General features: G+C 70.3%; 17 protein-coding genes. 11 read left to right on the top strand and 6 right to left on the bottom strand.

The annotated features are described in order from the left end of the window. The first annotated feature begins 74 nt into the window (after nucleotides 1–74). The 4 genes from ACTJKK_RS09300 to ACTJKK_RS09285 all read left to right on the top strand — a co-directional run bounded on the left by ACTJKK_RS09300 (nucleotide 75) and on the right by ACTJKK_RS09285 (nucleotide 4,136). Nucleotides 75–632 (top strand): DUF1992 domain-containing protein, encoded by a 558-nt coding sequence (locus ACTJKK_RS09300; protein WP_440747775.1) that lies wholly within the window; start codon nucleotides 75–77, stop codon nucleotides 630–632. 65 nt (nucleotides 633–697) lie between these two features. Beyond that, nucleotides 698–2,662 carry a M13 family metallopeptidase gene (locus ACTJKK_RS09295; protein ID WP_440747774.1) on the top strand — a complete coding sequence of 655 codons (1,965 nt, stop codon included), beginning with the start codon at nucleotides 698–700 and terminating at the stop codon, nucleotides 2,660–2,662. Between the two features lie 110 nt (nucleotides 2,663–2,772). Next, nucleotides 2,773–3,708 (top strand): serine hydrolase, encoded by a 936-nt coding sequence (locus ACTJKK_RS09290; RefSeq protein ID WP_440747773.1) that lies wholly within the window; start codon nucleotides 2,773–2,775, stop codon nucleotides 3,706–3,708. Between the two features lie 32 nt (nucleotides 3,709–3,740). After that, the gene (locus ACTJKK_RS09285) at nucleotides 3,741–4,136 is read left to right on the top strand and encodes a hypothetical protein (RefSeq protein ID WP_440747772.1); all 396 of its coding nucleotides are present in this window, start codon (nucleotides 3,741–3,743) and stop codon (nucleotides 4,134–4,136) included. Between the two features lie 25 nt (nucleotides 4,137–4,161). On the opposite strand, the gene ACTJKK_RS09280 is transcribed toward ACTJKK_RS09285, so the two are convergent. The 3 genes from ACTJKK_RS09280 to ACTJKK_RS09270 form a co-directional block, all read right to left on the bottom strand. Next, complete coding sequence (locus tag ACTJKK_RS09280) at nucleotides 4,162–5,601, bottom strand: MFS transporter (RefSeq protein ID WP_440747771.1); 1,440 nt, start codon at nucleotides 5,599–5,601, stop codon at nucleotides 4,162–4,164. A 49-nt stretch (nucleotides 5,602–5,650) separates the two neighbouring features. After that, entirely contained in the window at nucleotides 5,651–6,064 is a 414-nt protein-coding gene (locus tag ACTJKK_RS09275) for a VOC family protein (protein WP_440747770.1), read from the bottom strand. Between the two features lie 70 nt (nucleotides 6,065–6,134). Continuing rightward, nucleotides 6,135–7,604, bottom strand: coding sequence for a peptide MFS transporter (locus tag ACTJKK_RS09270; protein ID WP_440747769.1), 1,470 nt, complete (start codon nucleotides 7,602–7,604; stop codon nucleotides 6,135–6,137). A 135-nt stretch (nucleotides 7,605–7,739) separates the two neighbouring features. Between ACTJKK_RS09270 and ACTJKK_RS09265 the strand changes: the two genes are divergently transcribed. Together ACTJKK_RS09265 and ACTJKK_RS09260 are read left to right on the top strand one after the other, a co-directional pair. Further along, the gene (locus ACTJKK_RS09265; RefSeq protein ID WP_247624398.1) at nucleotides 7,740–9,125 is read left to right on the top strand and encodes a glycine--tRNA ligase; all 1,386 of its coding nucleotides are present in this window, start codon (nucleotides 7,740–7,742) and stop codon (nucleotides 9,123–9,125) included. 137 nt (nucleotides 9,126–9,262) lie between these two features. Continuing rightward, on the top strand, nucleotides 9,263–9,745 hold the full coding sequence (locus tag ACTJKK_RS09260) for a hypothetical protein (protein WP_440747768.1): 483 nt from the start codon (nucleotides 9,263–9,265) through the stop codon (nucleotides 9,743–9,745). A gap of 37 nt (nucleotides 9,746–9,782) precedes the next feature. Here the strand turns inward: ACTJKK_RS09260 and ACTJKK_RS09255 are convergent, their stop codons facing one another. From ACTJKK_RS09255 to ACTJKK_RS09245, 3 genes are read right to left on the bottom strand one after another with little or no spacing between them, the layout of a single operon-like run. Then, nucleotides 9,783–10,208 (bottom strand): DUF1801 domain-containing protein, encoded by a 426-nt coding sequence (locus ACTJKK_RS09255; RefSeq protein WP_440747767.1) that lies wholly within the window; start codon nucleotides 10,206–10,208, stop codon nucleotides 9,783–9,785. Between the two features lie 2 nt (nucleotides 10,209–10,210). Further along, a complete protein-coding gene (locus ACTJKK_RS09250) occupies nucleotides 10,211–10,786 on the bottom strand; it encodes an HhH-GPD-type base excision DNA repair protein (RefSeq protein ID WP_404597245.1) in 576 nt (191 codons plus the stop codon). Between the two features lie 57 nt (nucleotides 10,787–10,843). Next, nucleotides 10,844–12,187 (bottom strand): glutamyl-tRNA reductase, encoded by a 1,344-nt coding sequence (locus tag ACTJKK_RS09245; RefSeq protein ID WP_440747766.1) that lies wholly within the window; start codon nucleotides 12,185–12,187, stop codon nucleotides 10,844–10,846. Nucleotides 12,188–12,270: 83 nt separating this feature from the next. Between ACTJKK_RS09245 and hemE the strand changes: the two genes are divergently transcribed. The 5 genes from hemE to ACTJKK_RS09220 all read left to right on the top strand — a co-directional run bounded on the left by hemE (nucleotide 12,271) and on the right by ACTJKK_RS09220 (nucleotide 16,204). After that, nucleotides 12,271–13,299, top strand: a complete 1,029-nt coding sequence (gene hemE / locus ACTJKK_RS09240) for a uroporphyrinogen decarboxylase (RefSeq protein WP_440747765.1) — start codon at nucleotides 12,271–12,273, stop codon at nucleotides 13,297–13,299. A gap of 117 nt (nucleotides 13,300–13,416) precedes the next feature. Continuing rightward, the gene (gene hemG / locus ACTJKK_RS09235) at nucleotides 13,417–14,934 is read left to right on the top strand and encodes a protoporphyrinogen oxidase (protein WP_440747764.1); all 1,518 of its coding nucleotides are present in this window, start codon (nucleotides 13,417–13,419) and stop codon (nucleotides 14,932–14,934) included. A gap of 124 nt (nucleotides 14,935–15,058) precedes the next feature. Continuing rightward, a complete protein-coding gene (locus ACTJKK_RS09230; protein WP_440747763.1) occupies nucleotides 15,059–15,535 on the top strand; it encodes a hypothetical protein in 477 nt (158 codons plus the stop codon). A 2-nt stretch (nucleotides 15,536–15,537) separates the two neighbouring features. Then, nucleotides 15,538–15,948, top strand: a complete 411-nt coding sequence (locus ACTJKK_RS09225; RefSeq protein WP_247633729.1) for a phage holin family protein — start codon at nucleotides 15,538–15,540, stop codon at nucleotides 15,946–15,948. After that, entirely contained in the window at nucleotides 15,935–16,204 is a 270-nt protein-coding gene (locus ACTJKK_RS09220) for a hypothetical protein (RefSeq protein ID WP_247624410.1), read from the top strand. The genes ACTJKK_RS09225 and ACTJKK_RS09220 overlap by 14 nt, the downstream gene beginning before the upstream one ends. Nucleotides 16,205–16,223: the final 19 nt, after the last annotated feature.

Here is a 16,223-nt window from a genome sequence, read left to right as displayed (position 1 = left end):
TCGTGACGATCCCGCGACCCGGGCGGGTGCCGGTCGTAGGCTGGAAGAGATCGGATGCAGCAGATCGGAGCGTCATGACGGATCCCCGCGAGGAGGCCGCACGCTATCGGGCGCGGCAGCAGGCGCGTCGCCACGGTCACGAGATCGACGACGACGAGGGCGCGGCGCCGGGCATCGCCGCGGCCGTCGATCGCGCCGCCTTCATCGAGACGGCGATCCAGGTCGCCATCCGACGCGGCGACTTCGACGATCTGCCGGGCGCCGGCAAGCCGCTCGAAGGGCTCGGCGACCATCACGATCCCGATTGGTGGATCCGCCGGAAGATCGAGACCGAGAACCTCACCGGTCTCGGACCGCCCGCGCTGCTGCTGCGCACGGAGGATCGGGGATTGGATGCCGAGCTCGATCTGCTCGGGCGCGAAGCCGACGTGCGCTCCGTGCTCGATGACTTCAACCGTCGCGTGCGCGAGGCGCGTCGGCAGCTCCAGGGCGGACCGCCCGTCGTCACCGAGCCACGCGACGTGGATGCCGAGGTCGAGGCGTGGGCGCGACGCCGTGCCGAGCGGTCGGCGGCCGCGGCGAACGCCTCCGAGACCCCGAGGCGACGGCGATTCGGACTGCGCAGACGCTGACGCGGTGTGACGGAATCGCACCTGCCCTGGACACGATGTCGGGGGTGCGTCCTAGGGTGGAGCGTATGACTGATGCGCTTCCTTCGGGCCTTGCCCTCGACGAGTTCAGCTCCGACATCCGCCCGCAGGACGACCTCTATCGCCACGTCAACGGCGCGTGGCTCGACCGCACCGAGATCCCCGGCGACAAGGCTCGCTGGGGATCGTTCCACCTGCTGGCCGAGCAGGCGGAGAAAGACGTTCGAGCCATCATCGAGGAGTCGCAGGATGCCGAGCCCGGCACCCTCGCGCGCAAGATCGGCGACCTCTTCGCGAGCTTCATGGACACCGAGCGCATCGCCGCCGCCGGCACTGCGCCCCTCGCCGAGACCCTGGCCGAGATCGACGCGATCGACGATGTCCCCTCCTTCCTGCGCACCGTCGGCGCCTACGACCGCGACGGCCGCGCCGCCGTGATCGGGCTCTACGTCGACGGCGATCCCGGCAACCCCGAGCGCTACGTGCCGGTGCTGGTGCAGGCCGGGCTGTCGCTCCCCGACGAGAGCTACTTCCGTCTCGACACCTTCGCCGAGACGCGTGCGGCGTATCGCGCGCACCTCGAGCGCCTTCTGGCGCTGGCGGGAATCACGGATGCCGCGGCGAACGCCGATCGTGCGATCGCGCTCGAGACCGAGCTCGCCGGCCACCACTGGGACAACGTGCGCAGCCGCGACGCGGTCGCCACCTACAACCTCAAGACCTGGAGTGAGCTGCAGGAGCTCGCCGGGGTCGATCTGACGCCGTGGCGCGAGGCGGTCACCCCGTCGAACCCGAGTGCCTTCGACGAGGTCGTCGTCTCGCAGCCGAGCTTCTTCGAGGGCCTCGGCTCGCTGCTCGTCGCCGAGCGCCTCGACGACTGGAAGGCGTGGCTGCGCGCCAAGGTCGTGCACGCCGCCGCGGCGTACCTCACCGACGACCTGGTCGAGGAGAACTTCTCCTTCTACGGCACCCAGCTCACCGGCGTGCCCACCCTCCGCGAGCGGTGGAAGCGCGGCGTCTCGCTCACCGAGGGTGCTCTCGGCGAGGCGATCGGTAAGGTCTACGTCGAGCGGCACTACCCGGCGACGGCCAAGGCCGCGATGGACGAGCTGGTCGCGAACCTCATCGAGGCTTACCGGCAGAGCATCACCGAGCTCGAGTGGATGACGGCCGAGACGCGCGAGCGTGCGCTCGCGAAGCTCGACTCCTTCACCCCGAAGATCGGGCACCCCGAGGTGTGGCGCGACTACTCGACCCTCGAGATCGACCGCGACGACCTCTTCGGCAACGTGCGCCGGGCCTCGACCTTCGAGCACGACCGCAACATCGACAAGGTCGGCAAGCCCATCGACCGCACCGAGTGGCACATGCCGCCGCAGATGGTCAACGCCTACTACAACCCGTCGATGAACGAGATCGTGTTCCCGGCCGCGATCCTGCAGTACCCCTTCTTCGACGCGTCCCGCGACGCGGCCGCCAACTACGGCGGGATCGGCGCCGTGATCGGTCACGAGATCGGGCACGGCTTCGATGACCAGGGCAGCCGCTACGACGGCGACGGTCGCCTCGAGGACTGGTGGACGGATGCCGACCGCTCGGCGTTCGAGGAGCGCACCAAGGCCCTCATCGCGCAGTACGACGCACTGGTGCCCGAGGGGCTCGATGCCGAGCACCACGTCAACGGCGCTCTCACGATCGGTGAGAACATCGGCGACCTCGGCGGTCTCGGCATCGCGCTGAAGGCCTACGAGCTCTCGCTGAACGGGGCCGAGGCACCCGTGATCGACGGGCTCACGGGTGTGCAGCGCCTGCTGCTCTCGTGGGCGCAGGTGTGGCAGCAGAAGAGCCGCGATGCCGAGACGCTGCGTCTGCTCACGATCGACCCGCACTCGCCCAACGAGTTCCGTTGCAACCAGATCGTGCGCAACATCGACGCGTTCTACGAGGCGTTCGACGTGACCTCCGGCGACGCTCTGTGGCTCGCAGAAGACGCACGCGTGACGATCTGGTGACCAATCACCGGAGTCTGTGAGGACGTCCCACGCGGCGGGGTTACGATAGCCCTGCCGCGGGGGACGAGCCCCTCGGCATCCCGCCATCCATCCCCCGGTAAGGATCACGCGTGGGCTCCCCCCAACCCTCGATTCCCGAGCCTGTCGACGGCTCGAACGCGGTGCTGCGTCGCTCGCAGCGCCCCAGCAGGCGCAGTCCCCGGCGCGCAGCCGTTGGCCGACGCTCCTTCACCGCGACGCTCGGCGCACTCGAGAATCTGGTCGATTCCGGAGCCCAGGTCTCGGTGCACGTCGTCGATCTCGACAGCCACGTGCACGTGCTCGCGGGCGACGACCACGTCACCATGCCGGTGGCCGGACTCGGTGTCGTGCCGCTCCTGATCGAGGTCGCGGCGGGCTTCGAGAGCGGCGCCCTCGACCCGCTCGAGATCATCGACCGATCGAGCGTCGACGAGGTCTCGACCTCCGGGCTGTGGCGGCACCTGCACGCCCCGGCGCTGCCGCTCGAAGATCTCGCCGTGCTCGCTGCCACCGCGGGAGACCCGATCGCCGTCAACGCCCTGCTCCGCAAGGTCGGCCACGACCGGGTGCGCGGACGCATCGAAGCGCTCGGGCTGCGACGCACGGCCGTGCTCGACCGGTTCCGCGACAAGCGCGGCCCCGATGATGCCCCCCAGGTGGCCGTCGGCTCCACCCGCGAGCTCGCGGGTCTCTTCTCGGCTCTCGTCAACTCCGCCGTCGTCGACGCAGCGGTCAGCGCCCGCGTGTCGGAGTGGCTCAGCCTCAACCAGGATCTGAGCCTGGTCGCGGCATCCACCGGTCTCGATCCGTTCGCTCACGACCACGACGCGCACGGCCTCCTCTTCATCAACAAGACCGGACGCGACCGCGGCGTGCGCGCCGAGGCGGGAGTGCTCGCCGGCCCGCGCGCAGGGGTGGCCTACTCGCTCATCGTCTGCTTCGACGACCTCTCGATCACCCACCGGCTGCGCGCCCACGACGCGTTCCGCGTGCTCGGAGTCGAACTCATGGAGTACACGCACTGACCCCGAGAAGGGCCCCTCGCTAGGCTCGTCGGATGACCCGACCCGACTGGACCCCGCACCGCCGTGACGACGGCGAGCTGCTCGGCTGGATCCACCCGGCGGGCGACGACTGGCTGGCCGTCGATGTGCTCGGGCGCCCGGCGTCCGCTCCCACCGACTGGCTCGACGCCGAGGCCGCCCTCGAAGAGCGGGGCATCGCCTGGCTCGCCGATCCGTGGATGCTCGACGGCGAAGCCGAGCGCCCGCTGCGGGTGCGCATCGTCGAAGTGACCCCCGATCGAGACGGCGTGCCGGGACGCATCGTGGTGAAGGTCGACGACTTCGGCGACGTCACCCGTCCGCCGACCGAGCGGTTCGAGCTGCCGTGGCCGATCCCGAGCCGCCTGCGTCCGCCCCGCCCCGACGACCCCGATCCGCGCACCCTCTGACCGGCTCCCCCGGACAGAAGCCCGCTCAGGGCAGCGACGGATGCTGTTCGGCGGCGCGCTGCTTCGGGATGAAGAGCGACAGCACGAGGGCCACGATGCCGGCCGCGATCGCCAACCAGAAGCACACCTGGAACGCATCGTGCGTCGGCACCGCGACGCCGTCGATGTCGATGCTCATCGCCGCGAGCACCCCGCCCATGACGGCCGAGGCGCTCGACGTGCCCACCGAGCGGAAGAGCGCGTTGAGGCCGTTGGAGGCGCCGGTCTCGTTCGCCGGAACCGAGCGCATGATGATCATCGGCATCGCTGCGAAGGTGAATCCGATGCCGACGCCGATGAGCAGGTTGCCGACGAGGATGTGCCACACCTCGCTCGACAGCAGCAATACGAAGACGTAGGCGAGCACGATCGCCGCGGCGCCCACCGTGAAGAGCGGGCGGGGACCGACGGTGCGCTCGAGCCAACCCGACAGCGGCGAGATCACCATCATCACGAGACCGGCCGGCATGACCACGAGCGATGCCGAGATCATGTCGAGGCCGAAGCCGGCGCCGGTGCCGGCGGGCATCTCGAGCATCTGCGGGAAGGTCACGTTCGAGGCGAAGAGCGCGAAGCCCATGCCGATCGCGGCGATGTTCGTGAAGAGCACGGCGGGGCGTGCGGCGACGCGCAGGTCGAGCAGGGGATCGGTCGTGCGCAGCTGATACCAGCCCCAGACCAGCAGCACGACGACTCCGCCGATGATGCAGGCGAGGGTCGGCAGCGACGTCCAGCCCCACTCCGCGCCGCGCGACACGAAGAGCAGGATGCCGGTCAGGCCGATCGCGAGTCCGATCGCGCCGAGCACGTCGAGACGCCCGGGGGAGCGGAGCACGTCTTCGGGGACGACGAAGAAGATGAGCAGCAGCCCCACCGCGCCGAGGGCGGCGGCGAGCCAGAACAGGGCGTGCCAGTCGGCGTTCACCGCGAGGTACGCGGCGATCGGCATGCCGAGCGCGCCGCCCACGCCCATCGTCGCGCTCATGAGGGCGACCGCGGTGCCGAGGCGCTCGGGAGGCAGCACGTCGCGCATGATCGCGATGCCCAGCGGCACCACGCCCGTGACCGCACCCTGCAGTCCGCGCCCGATGATCACGCCGATGATCGAGCCCGACAGGGCGGCGATCAGCGACCCGACGATCAGCAGGGCGAGCAGAACGATCGCCACGCGGCGCTTGCCGTACATGTCGCCGAGGCGGCCCGAGATCGGCGTCGCGACGGCGGCGACGAGCAGCGTGATCGTGACGACCCAGGTGGTGTCTTCACGTGACGAGTTCAGCAGCGCCGGAAGCTCGGCCTGCAGCGGCACCACGAGGGTGAACATGAACGACGAGCACAGGCCCGCGAACGCGAGCACTGCGACGATCGCCCACCGCGGGGTGTTCCGTGAGAGTCGTCGTCTGGCCTTGTCGTCGTTCGCTCCCACCGACTCAGGCTATCGGCGTCCGAGAGGGGCGAGGGTCGTCGGGAGCCGCTCATCGCGGCGGCAGCACGAAATCACCCGTCTCGCCCGGATTGACCGCGACCTCCCAGCGGAAGCCGTCGGGGTCGGAGAAATACCCGGAGTACCCGCCCCACTCGCGCTCGCGTCCCGCGCTCACCGGCGCACCCAGCAGCGCGACCTCGGCGAGCACCGCATCGACCTCGGCCGGGGTGGCGAGGTTGTGCGAGAGCGTGATCGGGGCGACGCCGGATGCGGGGGCCTCGCCGATCTCGGCGGTGAAGCCCTCGATCGACCACAGCGACAGCATGAGCCGCTCGCCGATCGGGAGCATCAGCACATCGTCGCCCGAGAACATCGGTTCCCACCCGAGCCCGTCGACGTAGAAGGCGCGGGTGCGCGCGAGGTCGGACACGGCGAGAGTGATGAAGCTGACGCGTTGTTCCATGCGGGCGAGTCTGTCACCGGCATCCGACATCCGGAACGGCGTCTGCGACCGGCATCCGGAAGCCCGCGCGTCAGCGCACGTCCTTCATGAGCTTCAGCACCGGCTTGATCGACAGCAGCAGTCCGATGCCGACGAGGATCGCGATGCCGCCCAGGATCGAGAAGTACGGAACCTCGTCGTCGGGGTTGTAGAACCCGACGAGCCAGCCCGAGATCGCCGTGCCGAGCGCGACAGAGAGGAAGAACAGCGCCACCATCTGCGTGTGGAAGACCTTCGGGGCGAGTTTCGTCGTCACCGACAGACCGACGGGCGACAGCAGCAGCTCCGCGACGGTGAACACGAAGAGGATGCCGACGATGGCCAGCAGCGGCGTGGAGTTCGGCCCGCCGCCCGCGAACGGGAGGAAAAGCAGGAAAGCGACGCCCATGATGATCGCGCTGAGGCCGAACTTCGCCGGCGTCGACGGCTGGCGCTTGCCGAGGCGGGTCCAGATCGCGGCGAAGACGCCCGACAGGATGATGATGAAGACGGGGTTGATGGACTGCACCCACGAGACCGGCATCTCCCAGCCGAAGAGGTCGCGGTTCAGACGCTCGTCGGAGTAGACCGTGAGCACCGTGAACTGCTGCTGGTAGAGCGACCAGAAGGCGACGCTCGTGACGAACAACGGCAGGAAGCCCCACACGCGCGAGCGCTCGGTGGCGTCGATGCGGCGGCTCGAGAGGATCACCGCGAAGTACGCGATCGCGGCGGCGACGGTCACACCGATCACGATCGGCGCGAGGTTGTCGGCGCGGATGACGCCGAGCAGCACCAGCACGACGATGACGGCGACGGCGGTGAGGCCGACGACGGCGACCATCGGATAGCGCGCCGCGGGCAGCGGGTTCGGCACGCGCCGCGCCTCGTCGGGCAGGGCGCGGCGGCCGAAGGCGTACTGCACGAGACCCAGCGTCATGCCGATCGCCGCCAACCCGAATCCGTAGTGGAACCCGAGGGTCGACTGCAGGATGCCGGTGAGGATGGGCCCCAGGAACGCGCCCAGGTTGATGCCGAGGTAGAAGAGCGAGAAGCCGGCATCCCGGCGCACGTCCTCCGGGGCGTACAGGGTGCCGACCACCGAGGTCGCGTTGGCCTTGAGTCCGCCCGAGCCGAGCGCCACCAGGATCAGGCCGACCCCGACGCCGAGCAGCCCCGGCAGCAGGGCGAGGGCGAGGTGCCCGGCGACGATGACCATCGCGCTGACGAAGAGCACGCGCTCCGAGCCGAAGAGACGATCAGCGAGCCAGGCGCCGAGGATGGTCGACAGGTATACCGAGCCGCCATACGCGCCGACGATTCCGCCGGCGACCGCCTGCGGGATGCCGAGGCCGCCCTCGGTCACGGAGTAGTACAGGTAGATGAGCAGGATGCCCTGCATGCCGTAGAAGCTGAACCGCTCCCACATCTCCACGCCGAACACGTGCACGAGCGCCCACGGTTGCCCGAAGAAGCGGGTGTTCTCGTCGCGGGGCGGGCGGGTCTGGGCGGTCGAACTCATGGTTAGACGGTAGTCCTCGAGGCCTGTGCGCACGAGGGGCAGAAGGCTCCGACCTCGCGCAGACCCGCAGATAGAATGGGGATGCCGCGGCATCCGCGTGCCGCATCCCACTCGCATCCGACCATTGGAGCCACCATGGCCGAACAGTCCCGCCTCGACAAGGTCATCGCCCTCGCCCGCCACCGCGGGTTCGTGTTCCAAGCGGGTGAGATCTACGGCGGTTCGCGCTCGGCCTGGGACTACGGCCCCCTCGGCACGGAGCTCAAGGAGAACATCCGCCGCCAGTGGTGGCAGACGTTCGTGCGCGGTCGCGGCGACATGGTCGGCCTCGACTCGAGCATCATCCTGCCCAAGCGCGTGTGGGAGGCATCCGGCCACGTCGCCACCTTCACCGACCCGCTGGTCGAGTGCCTCCACTGTCACAAGCGCTTCCGTGCCGACACCCTCATCGAGGACTTCGAGGCGCGCAAGGGCCGCAAGGCCGAGAACGGTCTCACCGACATCCCCTGCCCGAACTGCGGCACCAAGGGTCAGTACACCGAGCCCAAGTCGTTCTCGGGTCTCGTGAAGACCTACCTCGGCGTCGTCGACGACGAGTCGGGCCTCTACTACCTGCGCCCCGAGACCGCGCAGGGCATCTTCGTGAACTTCTCGAACGTGCTCACCGCCAGCCGCAAGAAGCCGCCGTTCGGCATCGGCCAGGTCGGCAAGGCGTTCCGCAACGAGATCACCCCCGGTAACTTCATCTTCCGCACCCGTGAGTTCGAGCAGATGGAGATCGAGTTCTTCACGCCGCCGGCGGATGCGCAGGAGTGGTTCGAGCACTGGGTCGAAGCCTGCTGGAACTGGTTCATCGACCTCGGCATCGATCCCGAGAACATGCGCCAGTTCGACGTGCCCGAAGACGACCGCGCGCACTACTCGGCCGGCACGATCGACGTCGAGTACAAGTTCGGGTTCGCGGGCAAGGAGTGGGGCGAGCTCATGGGTGTCGCCAACCGCACCGACTACGACCTGTCGAGCCACAGCGAGGCCTCGGGCCAGAGCCTGACCTACTTCGACCAGGCGACCGGTGAGCGCTACACGCCGTTCGTGATCGAGCCGTCGTTCGGTCTGACGCGCGCCATGATGGCGTTCCTCGTCGACGCGTACCGCGAAGAGGAGGTGCCCAACGCCAAGGGCGGCACCGACGTGCGCACCGTGCTCAAGCTCGACCCGCGCCTCGCGCCGGTCAAGGCAGCGGTGCTGCCGCTGTCGCGCAACGAGCGCCTCTCGCCGCTCGCGCGCGAGGTCGCCGACACGCTGCGCAGCTCGTGGGCGGTCGACTTCGACGACGCCGGCGCGATCGGACGCCGCTACCGTCGCCAGGACGAGATCGGCACCCCGTTCTGCGTCACGGTCGACTTCGACTCGCTCGACGACCGCGCCGTCACCGTGCGCGACCGCGACACCATGGCGCAGGAGCGCGTCTCGATCGACGAACTGCACGAGTACCTGGCCGAGCGCCTGAAGGGCGCGTGAGCCGCGGCATCCGTTCGTCCTGATCCAGGGCGGATGCCGAGCCACCACTCTTCGCCCGACACACCCCTCTGCGCACCGTTCGCAGGGGGGTGTTTCGTCTCTAGAGGGGTGGTTCGGCGCGGGGCTATGCTGACCGCATGATCGAGGAGTGGAGCGAGTTCAACGTCGCGATGGCGGGCGCGACCGCGGCCCTCGCCGGCCTCGTGATCGTCGCCGCGAGCGTCAACATCGCCGAGATCGTGAAGTCGCGCACGCTCACCGCACGTCTTCTCGCGGGCATCGCGGCGCTCGTGCTCGCGCTCGCCGTGTCGGCAATCGGCCTCGTTCCCGGCCTCGATCTCACCTGGTACGGCGTGCTCATCGTCGTGGCGACACTGCTGATGTCGGTGTTCCAGGTGAACGTGACGCAGCTCATCGCGGGCGACCCGAACCCGGCCGACCGCGCGCGGCCGCTCAAGTACCTGATCGGTTTCCTGCCCCTGGCCGCGTATCTCGTCGCCGGCGTGCTGGTGGGGATGGGGCATCCGTCGGGGCTGTACCTCGCCGCCGCCGGATGCCTGCTCGCGATCGTCTCGGCGATCGTCGTGTCGTGGGTGGCGCTGGTCGAAGTGCTGCGCTGAGCGCCGCGCCGCGCCGGAACGAGCGGATGCCGCGGCGTCAGCCCGTGACGGTGAGCTGCATCTCGGGGGTGCCACCCGCCTCGACCCAGGCGAGCGAGCGTTCGAGCACGCCCCGGAGCACGTCGAGGTCGATCTCCTCGAGGTCGGTGATGTAGAGGCATCCGGCGCCCGTGGTGTGGGGGCCGAGTGCGGCCAGGGCCTCCTCGTGCGCGGCGACGCCGTCGAGCAGGTAGATCGTCGTCGCCGCCTTGCGCGGCGCGAAGGCCAGCAGCCCGGAGTCGCCCTCGGTGCCGGTCGGATACCGGTAGTGGCACGACCCGAACCCGATGATCGTGCCCCAGGTCGCGGGCTCCCGGCCGGTGATCTCCTGCATGAGGGCGGTCAGCGTCTCGGCATCCCTCCGGCGCTTCGCGGGGGAGGACCGGGCGATCAGGCCCGCGACGTCGCGGCCGGTGGGCTTCACTCTCAGGCCTTCTCGGCCTTCGCGGCGGCCTTCATCGCCTTCTTGTGCTCGCGCACCTTCGTCAGGGATTCGGGCGAGACGATGTCGGCGACGCTGCGGAACGAGCCGTCAACGCCGTAGTCGCCCGCCGCCTCGCGCCAACCGGCGCCGGTGAATCCGTACTGCTTGCCCAGCAGCGCCAGGAAGATCTTCGCCTTCTGCTCGCCGAAGCCCGGCAGCGCCTTCAGGCGCTTGAGCACCTCGGCGCCGTTCGGCTCGCCCTGCGTCCAGAGTGCGGCGGCGTCTCCGCCCCAGTCGTCGACGATGGTCTGGCACAGCGTCTGCACGCGCGTCGCCATCGACCCCGGGAAGCGGTGCACCGCGGGCGTCGTCTTGAACGCCTCGAGGAACTCCTCGGGGTCCATGCTCGCGATCGCCGAGGCATCCGTCGCGCCCGTGCGCTGCTCGATCTTCAACGGACCCGCGAACGCGGTCTCCATCGGCACCTGCTGATCCAGCAGCATCCCGACCAGGAGGGCGAGCGGGTTGTCGGTCAGGAGAGCGTCGGCGGCGGTGTCTCCGGTGATGTGAAGGGCCATGCGTTCATTCTCGCATCGGGCGGTTTCCTGTGGGGCGATGGGCACTCGCCCCCGGCGTCAGGCCGAGGCGGCGTCGTCGAGCGGGTCGACGGCCGAGACGGCGGGCTGCTCGGGCGAGAGGCCGTAGAGCGTCGCGAGGGCCGCGGCGAAGTCGTCGGCGCGGCCGGCGGCGGCGAGCTCGTGCGCCCGGGTCGTCGGCTCGTGCAGCAGCACGCCGGTGAGGTGGCGCAGTGCCTGCTCGATCTTGCCGTCCTCGTCGCCGCGCGCGCGGGCGCGGGCGATCTCCGAGTCGAGCAGCGAGAAGATGTGCGAGCGCAGGGCGATCACCGACGGCGTCACGCTCTGGCGGGCGCCCACGACGTGGAAGGTGTCCGCGGCCTCGCGAACGACGGTGCGTGCGGCATCCGTCGCCTGCAGCTCTTCGAGCGGAGCGTGCAGGCGGATGGTCTCGAGGTCGAGCAGCGCGACACCCTCGAGGGTGGCGACGGCCGGGTCGACGTTGCGGGGCATGCCGAGGTCGACGACCAGCTGTCCACGCTGGGTCCCTGAGCCTGTCGAAGGGGCGACCGGGCAGCCCGCGGCAGCGGCCGCGGCGAGTCCGGCGGGCGCCTGCAGATGCTGCGGCCCGAGCACCGGCTCGGTGGCGGTGGTGCACGTGATCAGCAGGCTCGACCGGGCGGCGGTGCGCGCGTAGTCGGCTTCGGCGACGGGACGGATGCCGTGCTTCGCGGCGAAGATCTCGGCGCGACCCGACGGCGAGTAGACGGAGATGTCGACGGCGCCGCGCTCGCGGAGCGTGGCGAGCGTGACGGCGGCGTAGGCGCCGGTGCCGACGAGCAGCACGCGCTCGGCCGACCAGTCGGCGATGCGGGAGTCAGCGAGCTCGAGGGCGAGGCGCACCAGCGACCGGCCGGCGCGGCCGAGGGCCGTGACGTTCTTGACCTTGCGCTGCGCCTGGCTGGCGCGCTGGAACAGGCGCTCGAGCTCGGGGGAGGTCGTGCCCTCCTTGCGGGCCGACTTGAGTGCGCGGCGCACCTGGCCGGCGATCTCGCCCTCGCCGGAGACGACGGATTCGAGACCGGAAGCCACGGAGAAGAGGTGCTCGGCGACGCGGCGGCCCGAGTGCACGGTGTAGGCGCCGTCGAGTTCATCGGCGGGAACGCCGGTCGCGGCCTCGACCGCTTCGAGCACGGCTTCGACGCCGATCGCGCCGGCTGCAGTGACGGGTTCGTCCATTTCCACGTACGCCTCGAAGCGATTGCACGTCGCGAGAACGACCGCACCCTGCACGCACGGCGTCATGCCCACGAGAGTGGGGGCGACGTCGTCGGGGGTGCGGCTCAGGCGTTCGAGCAGATCGAAGCTGGCGGTCTTGTGACTCGCCGTGACACACAGCAGCACCCTTCGATTGTACCGGAGGCTCCCGACGCCGAGGTCGCCGGGCCCACAGCATCCGCATCGGGGGCGGATGCGAGGATGGAGGCATGGCCCTCTCCGACGCTCCGCTCCTGCGCGCCCTCGCGGGCGAACGCCCCGCTCAGACCCCCGTGTGGTTCATGCGCCAGGCCGGCAGGTCGCTGCCCGAGTACCGCGAGCTGCGTGTGGGCACGCGGATGCTCGACGCCTGCCTCACCCCCGACCTCGCCGCCGAGATCACGCTGCAGCCGGTGCGCCGCCACGGCGTCGACGCGGCCGTCTTCTTCAGCGACATCGTCATCCCGCTGCGCCTGGCCGGAGTCGAGGTCGAGATCGAGCCGGGCCGCGGTCCGGTGTTCGCGAACCCGGTGCGCACGGCATCCGATGTCGACCGCATCACGGCGATCGATCCCGCCTCGCTCGACGCCACCGCGATCTCCGAGGCCGTGCGCCTCACCGTCGCCGAACTCGGCGACACCCCGTTGATCGGCTTCGCCGGAGCGCCCTTCACCCTCGCGGCCTACCTCGTCGAAGGCGGCCCGTCGAAGGAGCACCTGCGCGCACGGGCCATGATGCACGCCGACCCCGACTCGTGGAACCGCCTCGCCGGATGGCTGGCGCAGGTGTCGCGGGTCTTCCTCTCGGCGCAGCGCGACGCCGGGGCATCCGTCGTGCAGCTCTTCGACTCGTGGGCGGGCGGTCTGAGCCCCGCCGACTACCGCACCTTCGTGCGCCCGCACTCGAAGACCGCGCTCGAGGGCATCGGGCTGCCGACCATCCACTTCGGCGTCGGCACCGGACCCTTCCTCGCCGACATGCGTCTCGACGGTGCGGCCGACGGCGTGGGCGTCGACTGGCGGCAGCCGCTCGACGAGGCGGCCGCGATCCTCGGCCCCGACACGACGGTGCAGGGGAACATCGATCCCGCGCTGCTGTCGGCTCCCTGGCCGGTGCTCGAGGCGCACGTGCTCGACGTGTTGCGGCGGGGCCGCGCCGCTCGGGCGCACATCGTCAACCTCGGCCACGGCGTGCCGCCCGAGACCGACCCCGATCAGCTCACGCGCATCGTCGAGCTGGTGCACGCGCAGCGCGACTGACGGATGCCGTGAGGGGTCATGACACGCCGCGCCGGCGGTCTCGCGTGCGGCGTGTTGTGACCCCTCACCGGGTTATCCCCGGTGAGCGCTGAGCGGGGCGATGCGAGGATGGAAGGCATGACCGAGCCCTCCGAACTCGCCGCCCGCGCCGCCGAGAAGCACGTCGTCGTGATCGGCGGTGGGATCGGCGGTCTCATCGCCGCCCGTGAGTGCGCCAAGGTCGGCATGCGCGTGACGGTGCTCGAGGCGTCGGATGCCGTGGGCGGCGCGATCCGTCGGGCCGAGCTCGACGGGGTGGCCCTCGATGCGGGGGCCGAGAGCTTCGCGACCCGCGGCGGACACGTGCGTGCGCTCCTCGCCGAACTCGGCATCGACGACCGCGTCGTCGCACCCGCTCCCGGAGGAGCCTGGCTCGCCGGGGTCCCGGGTATCGGCGCCGCACCGCTCCCCGTCGGCGGGCTGCTCGGCATCCCCGCCAACCCGTTCCAGGACGACGTGCGCCGCATCATCGGCTGGTCGGGTGCCTGGAGGGCGTACCTCGATCGGGTACGTCCGCCCCTGACCATCGGCCACGAGCACAGCCTCGGCAAGCTCGTCTCGACGCGCATGGGCGACAAGGTGCGCGACCGCCTCGTCGCTCCCGTGACCACGGGGGTGTACTCCGCTTCACCCTCCGATATCGATGTCGAGATCGCCGCGCCGGGCCTCAACGCCGCGCTCACGCGCACCGGATCGTTGTCGGGTGCAGTGGCCGCGCTGCGCGACGAGGGGGCGGCCCGCACCGCCGCGAAGAAGCCGGGTGCCGCGGTCGAGGGACTCGACGGTGGGATGACCGTCCTCGTCGATGCGCTGCTCGCCGACCTCGAGAACTTCCGTGTGGAGGTGCGCACGGCATCGCCCGTCCGCGCGATCGCCCGCGACGGAGACGGCTGGACCGTCGTCGCCGATGCGCCCGTCGACCCGGCATCCGACATCGCGCTCGAAGACGCCGCGGACTCCGATGACGAGGTCGTCGCGGTCGCGGAGGAGTGGCAGGCGGATGCCGTCGTCGTCGCCGTCGACGAGCGCACCGCGCGTGCGCTGCTCGCCGACGCCGTGCCCGCACTCGTGCCGACCGACGACGTACCGGCGCCCGAGATCGAGATCGTCACCCTGCTCCTCGACGCTCCCGCGCTCGACCCGGCGCCGCGCGGTACGGGCGTGCTGACGGTGCCCGGCAGCCATGTCGCCAAGGCGCTCACGCACTCCACCGCGAAGTGGGAGTGGGTGCGCCGGGCGGCCGGTGGTCGTCACGTCGTGCGGGTGTCGTTCGGTGCGCAGGGCGAGCCGGCGGCCACCGCAGGGCTCGACGACGGGGCTGCGTCGGACCTCGCGCTGCGCGAGGCATCCGCTCTTCTGGGCGTCGATCTGGCACCGTCCGCGCTGGTGGCCGCGCACCGTTCGCGCTACGTGCAGGCGCAGCCAGCATCGGTGATCGGATCGGCGGAACGTCGTGCGGCCGCACGCTCCGCCGTGCAGGCCGTTCCTGGCCTCGCGGCGGTCGGCGCCTGGCTCGCGGGCACGGGTCTCGCGCAGGTGATCCCCGATGCGACCGAGGAAACGGACCGCCTGCGCCGCACCCTGATCTGGGAGTGAGCGCCTCGCGCCTGTCAACCCCCTGCCCTCTCAATGCCGAAATCGGCATATGGGGCTACGCTGGGTACCTGGCCGACGGGGATCGAACGCCTGCGGCTCGACCGGAACAACGTGAGGAGACCCCATGAAGGGGAAGATCGGACTCGTCGTCGGAATCGGCGTGGGATACGTCCTCGGAACGCGCGCCGGACGCGAGCGCTACGAGCAGATCAAGACGCAGTGGCTCAAGGTCTGGCATCTCGACCCCGTGCAGGAGCGCGTGGAGCAGGTCAAGGACTTCGTGGGACAGAAGGCCGCCGCGGTTCCGGGCGCCCTCTGGAACGGCGCCGTCAAGGTCGTCAAGTCGGTCGGCAGCGACGGCACGCCCGGGCAGAAGCTCGACTCGGTGATCGCCGCCGGCAAGGACGTCGCCGAAGACCTCGAGGATGCCGCCGAAGAGGTGAAGGACCGCGTCGAGGAGGCCAAGAAGTCGTCGACGTCGAAGGCCTCTTCGTCGAAGACGTCCTCCGCGAACTCGTCGGCCTCGACCGGTGCCGCTCGCAAGCCCGCCGCCAAGAAGCCGGCGACGCGCAAGCCCGCCGCGAAGAAGACCGGGAACTGACCATGCCCCGCGGCTATCGCGACCGCGCCGATGACAGCTTCCTGTCGCTGATCGGCGACCTCCCCGAACTCGTCTCGAACCTCGTCAAGGCCGAGATCAACGCCGCCAAGGCGTGGGTCTCGCGCACCGCGAAGGACGCGGGCTTCGGCGCCGTGTGGTTCGTCGTCGCCCTGTTCTTCCTGTTCTGGGCGATCCCGGTGCTGCTGGTCTTCGCCATCGCGGGCATCGCCTCGTGGTGGCCCGTGTGGCTCTCGGCACTGGCGGTGTTCGGCATCCTGATCCTGGCCGTGCTGTTCTTCGCACTGCTCGGCCTTCTCAAGTTCCGCAAGGTGCTGCGCCGGGAGAACCCCGCGCAGGCCGTCGCCACAGACGTTCGCATCGTGAAGGAGGCCGGCGACAATGACGAATTCTGACCTGCCGATCACCGCCGTCCCCGGCGGCATCGTCGACCCCGTCGCCTCGGCGCGGGCAGAGCTCAAGGCGGCTCTCGCCGCGATCGAGATCAAGGGCAACGTGCCGCGTCGTCTCGACAAGGCCTCGAAGCGCGCGGCCGTGCGTCTGCGACTGTTCTCCGAGCGCAACCCCGCGGGCGCGATCGCGATCGCCGTGGGTGCGGCGGCCGTCGTCGGCAGCGCCGTCTGGGTGATCGCCCGGGCGATCTCGCGCTGACCATTTCTTTCGCGACGCC

The organism is Microbacterium sp. 22179 (assembly GCF_052045715.1).
GTDB lineage: Bacteria > Actinomycetota > Actinomycetes > Actinomycetales > Microbacteriaceae > Microbacterium > Microbacterium galbinum.
This window is presented reverse-complemented; position numbering and strand designations above follow the sequence as displayed.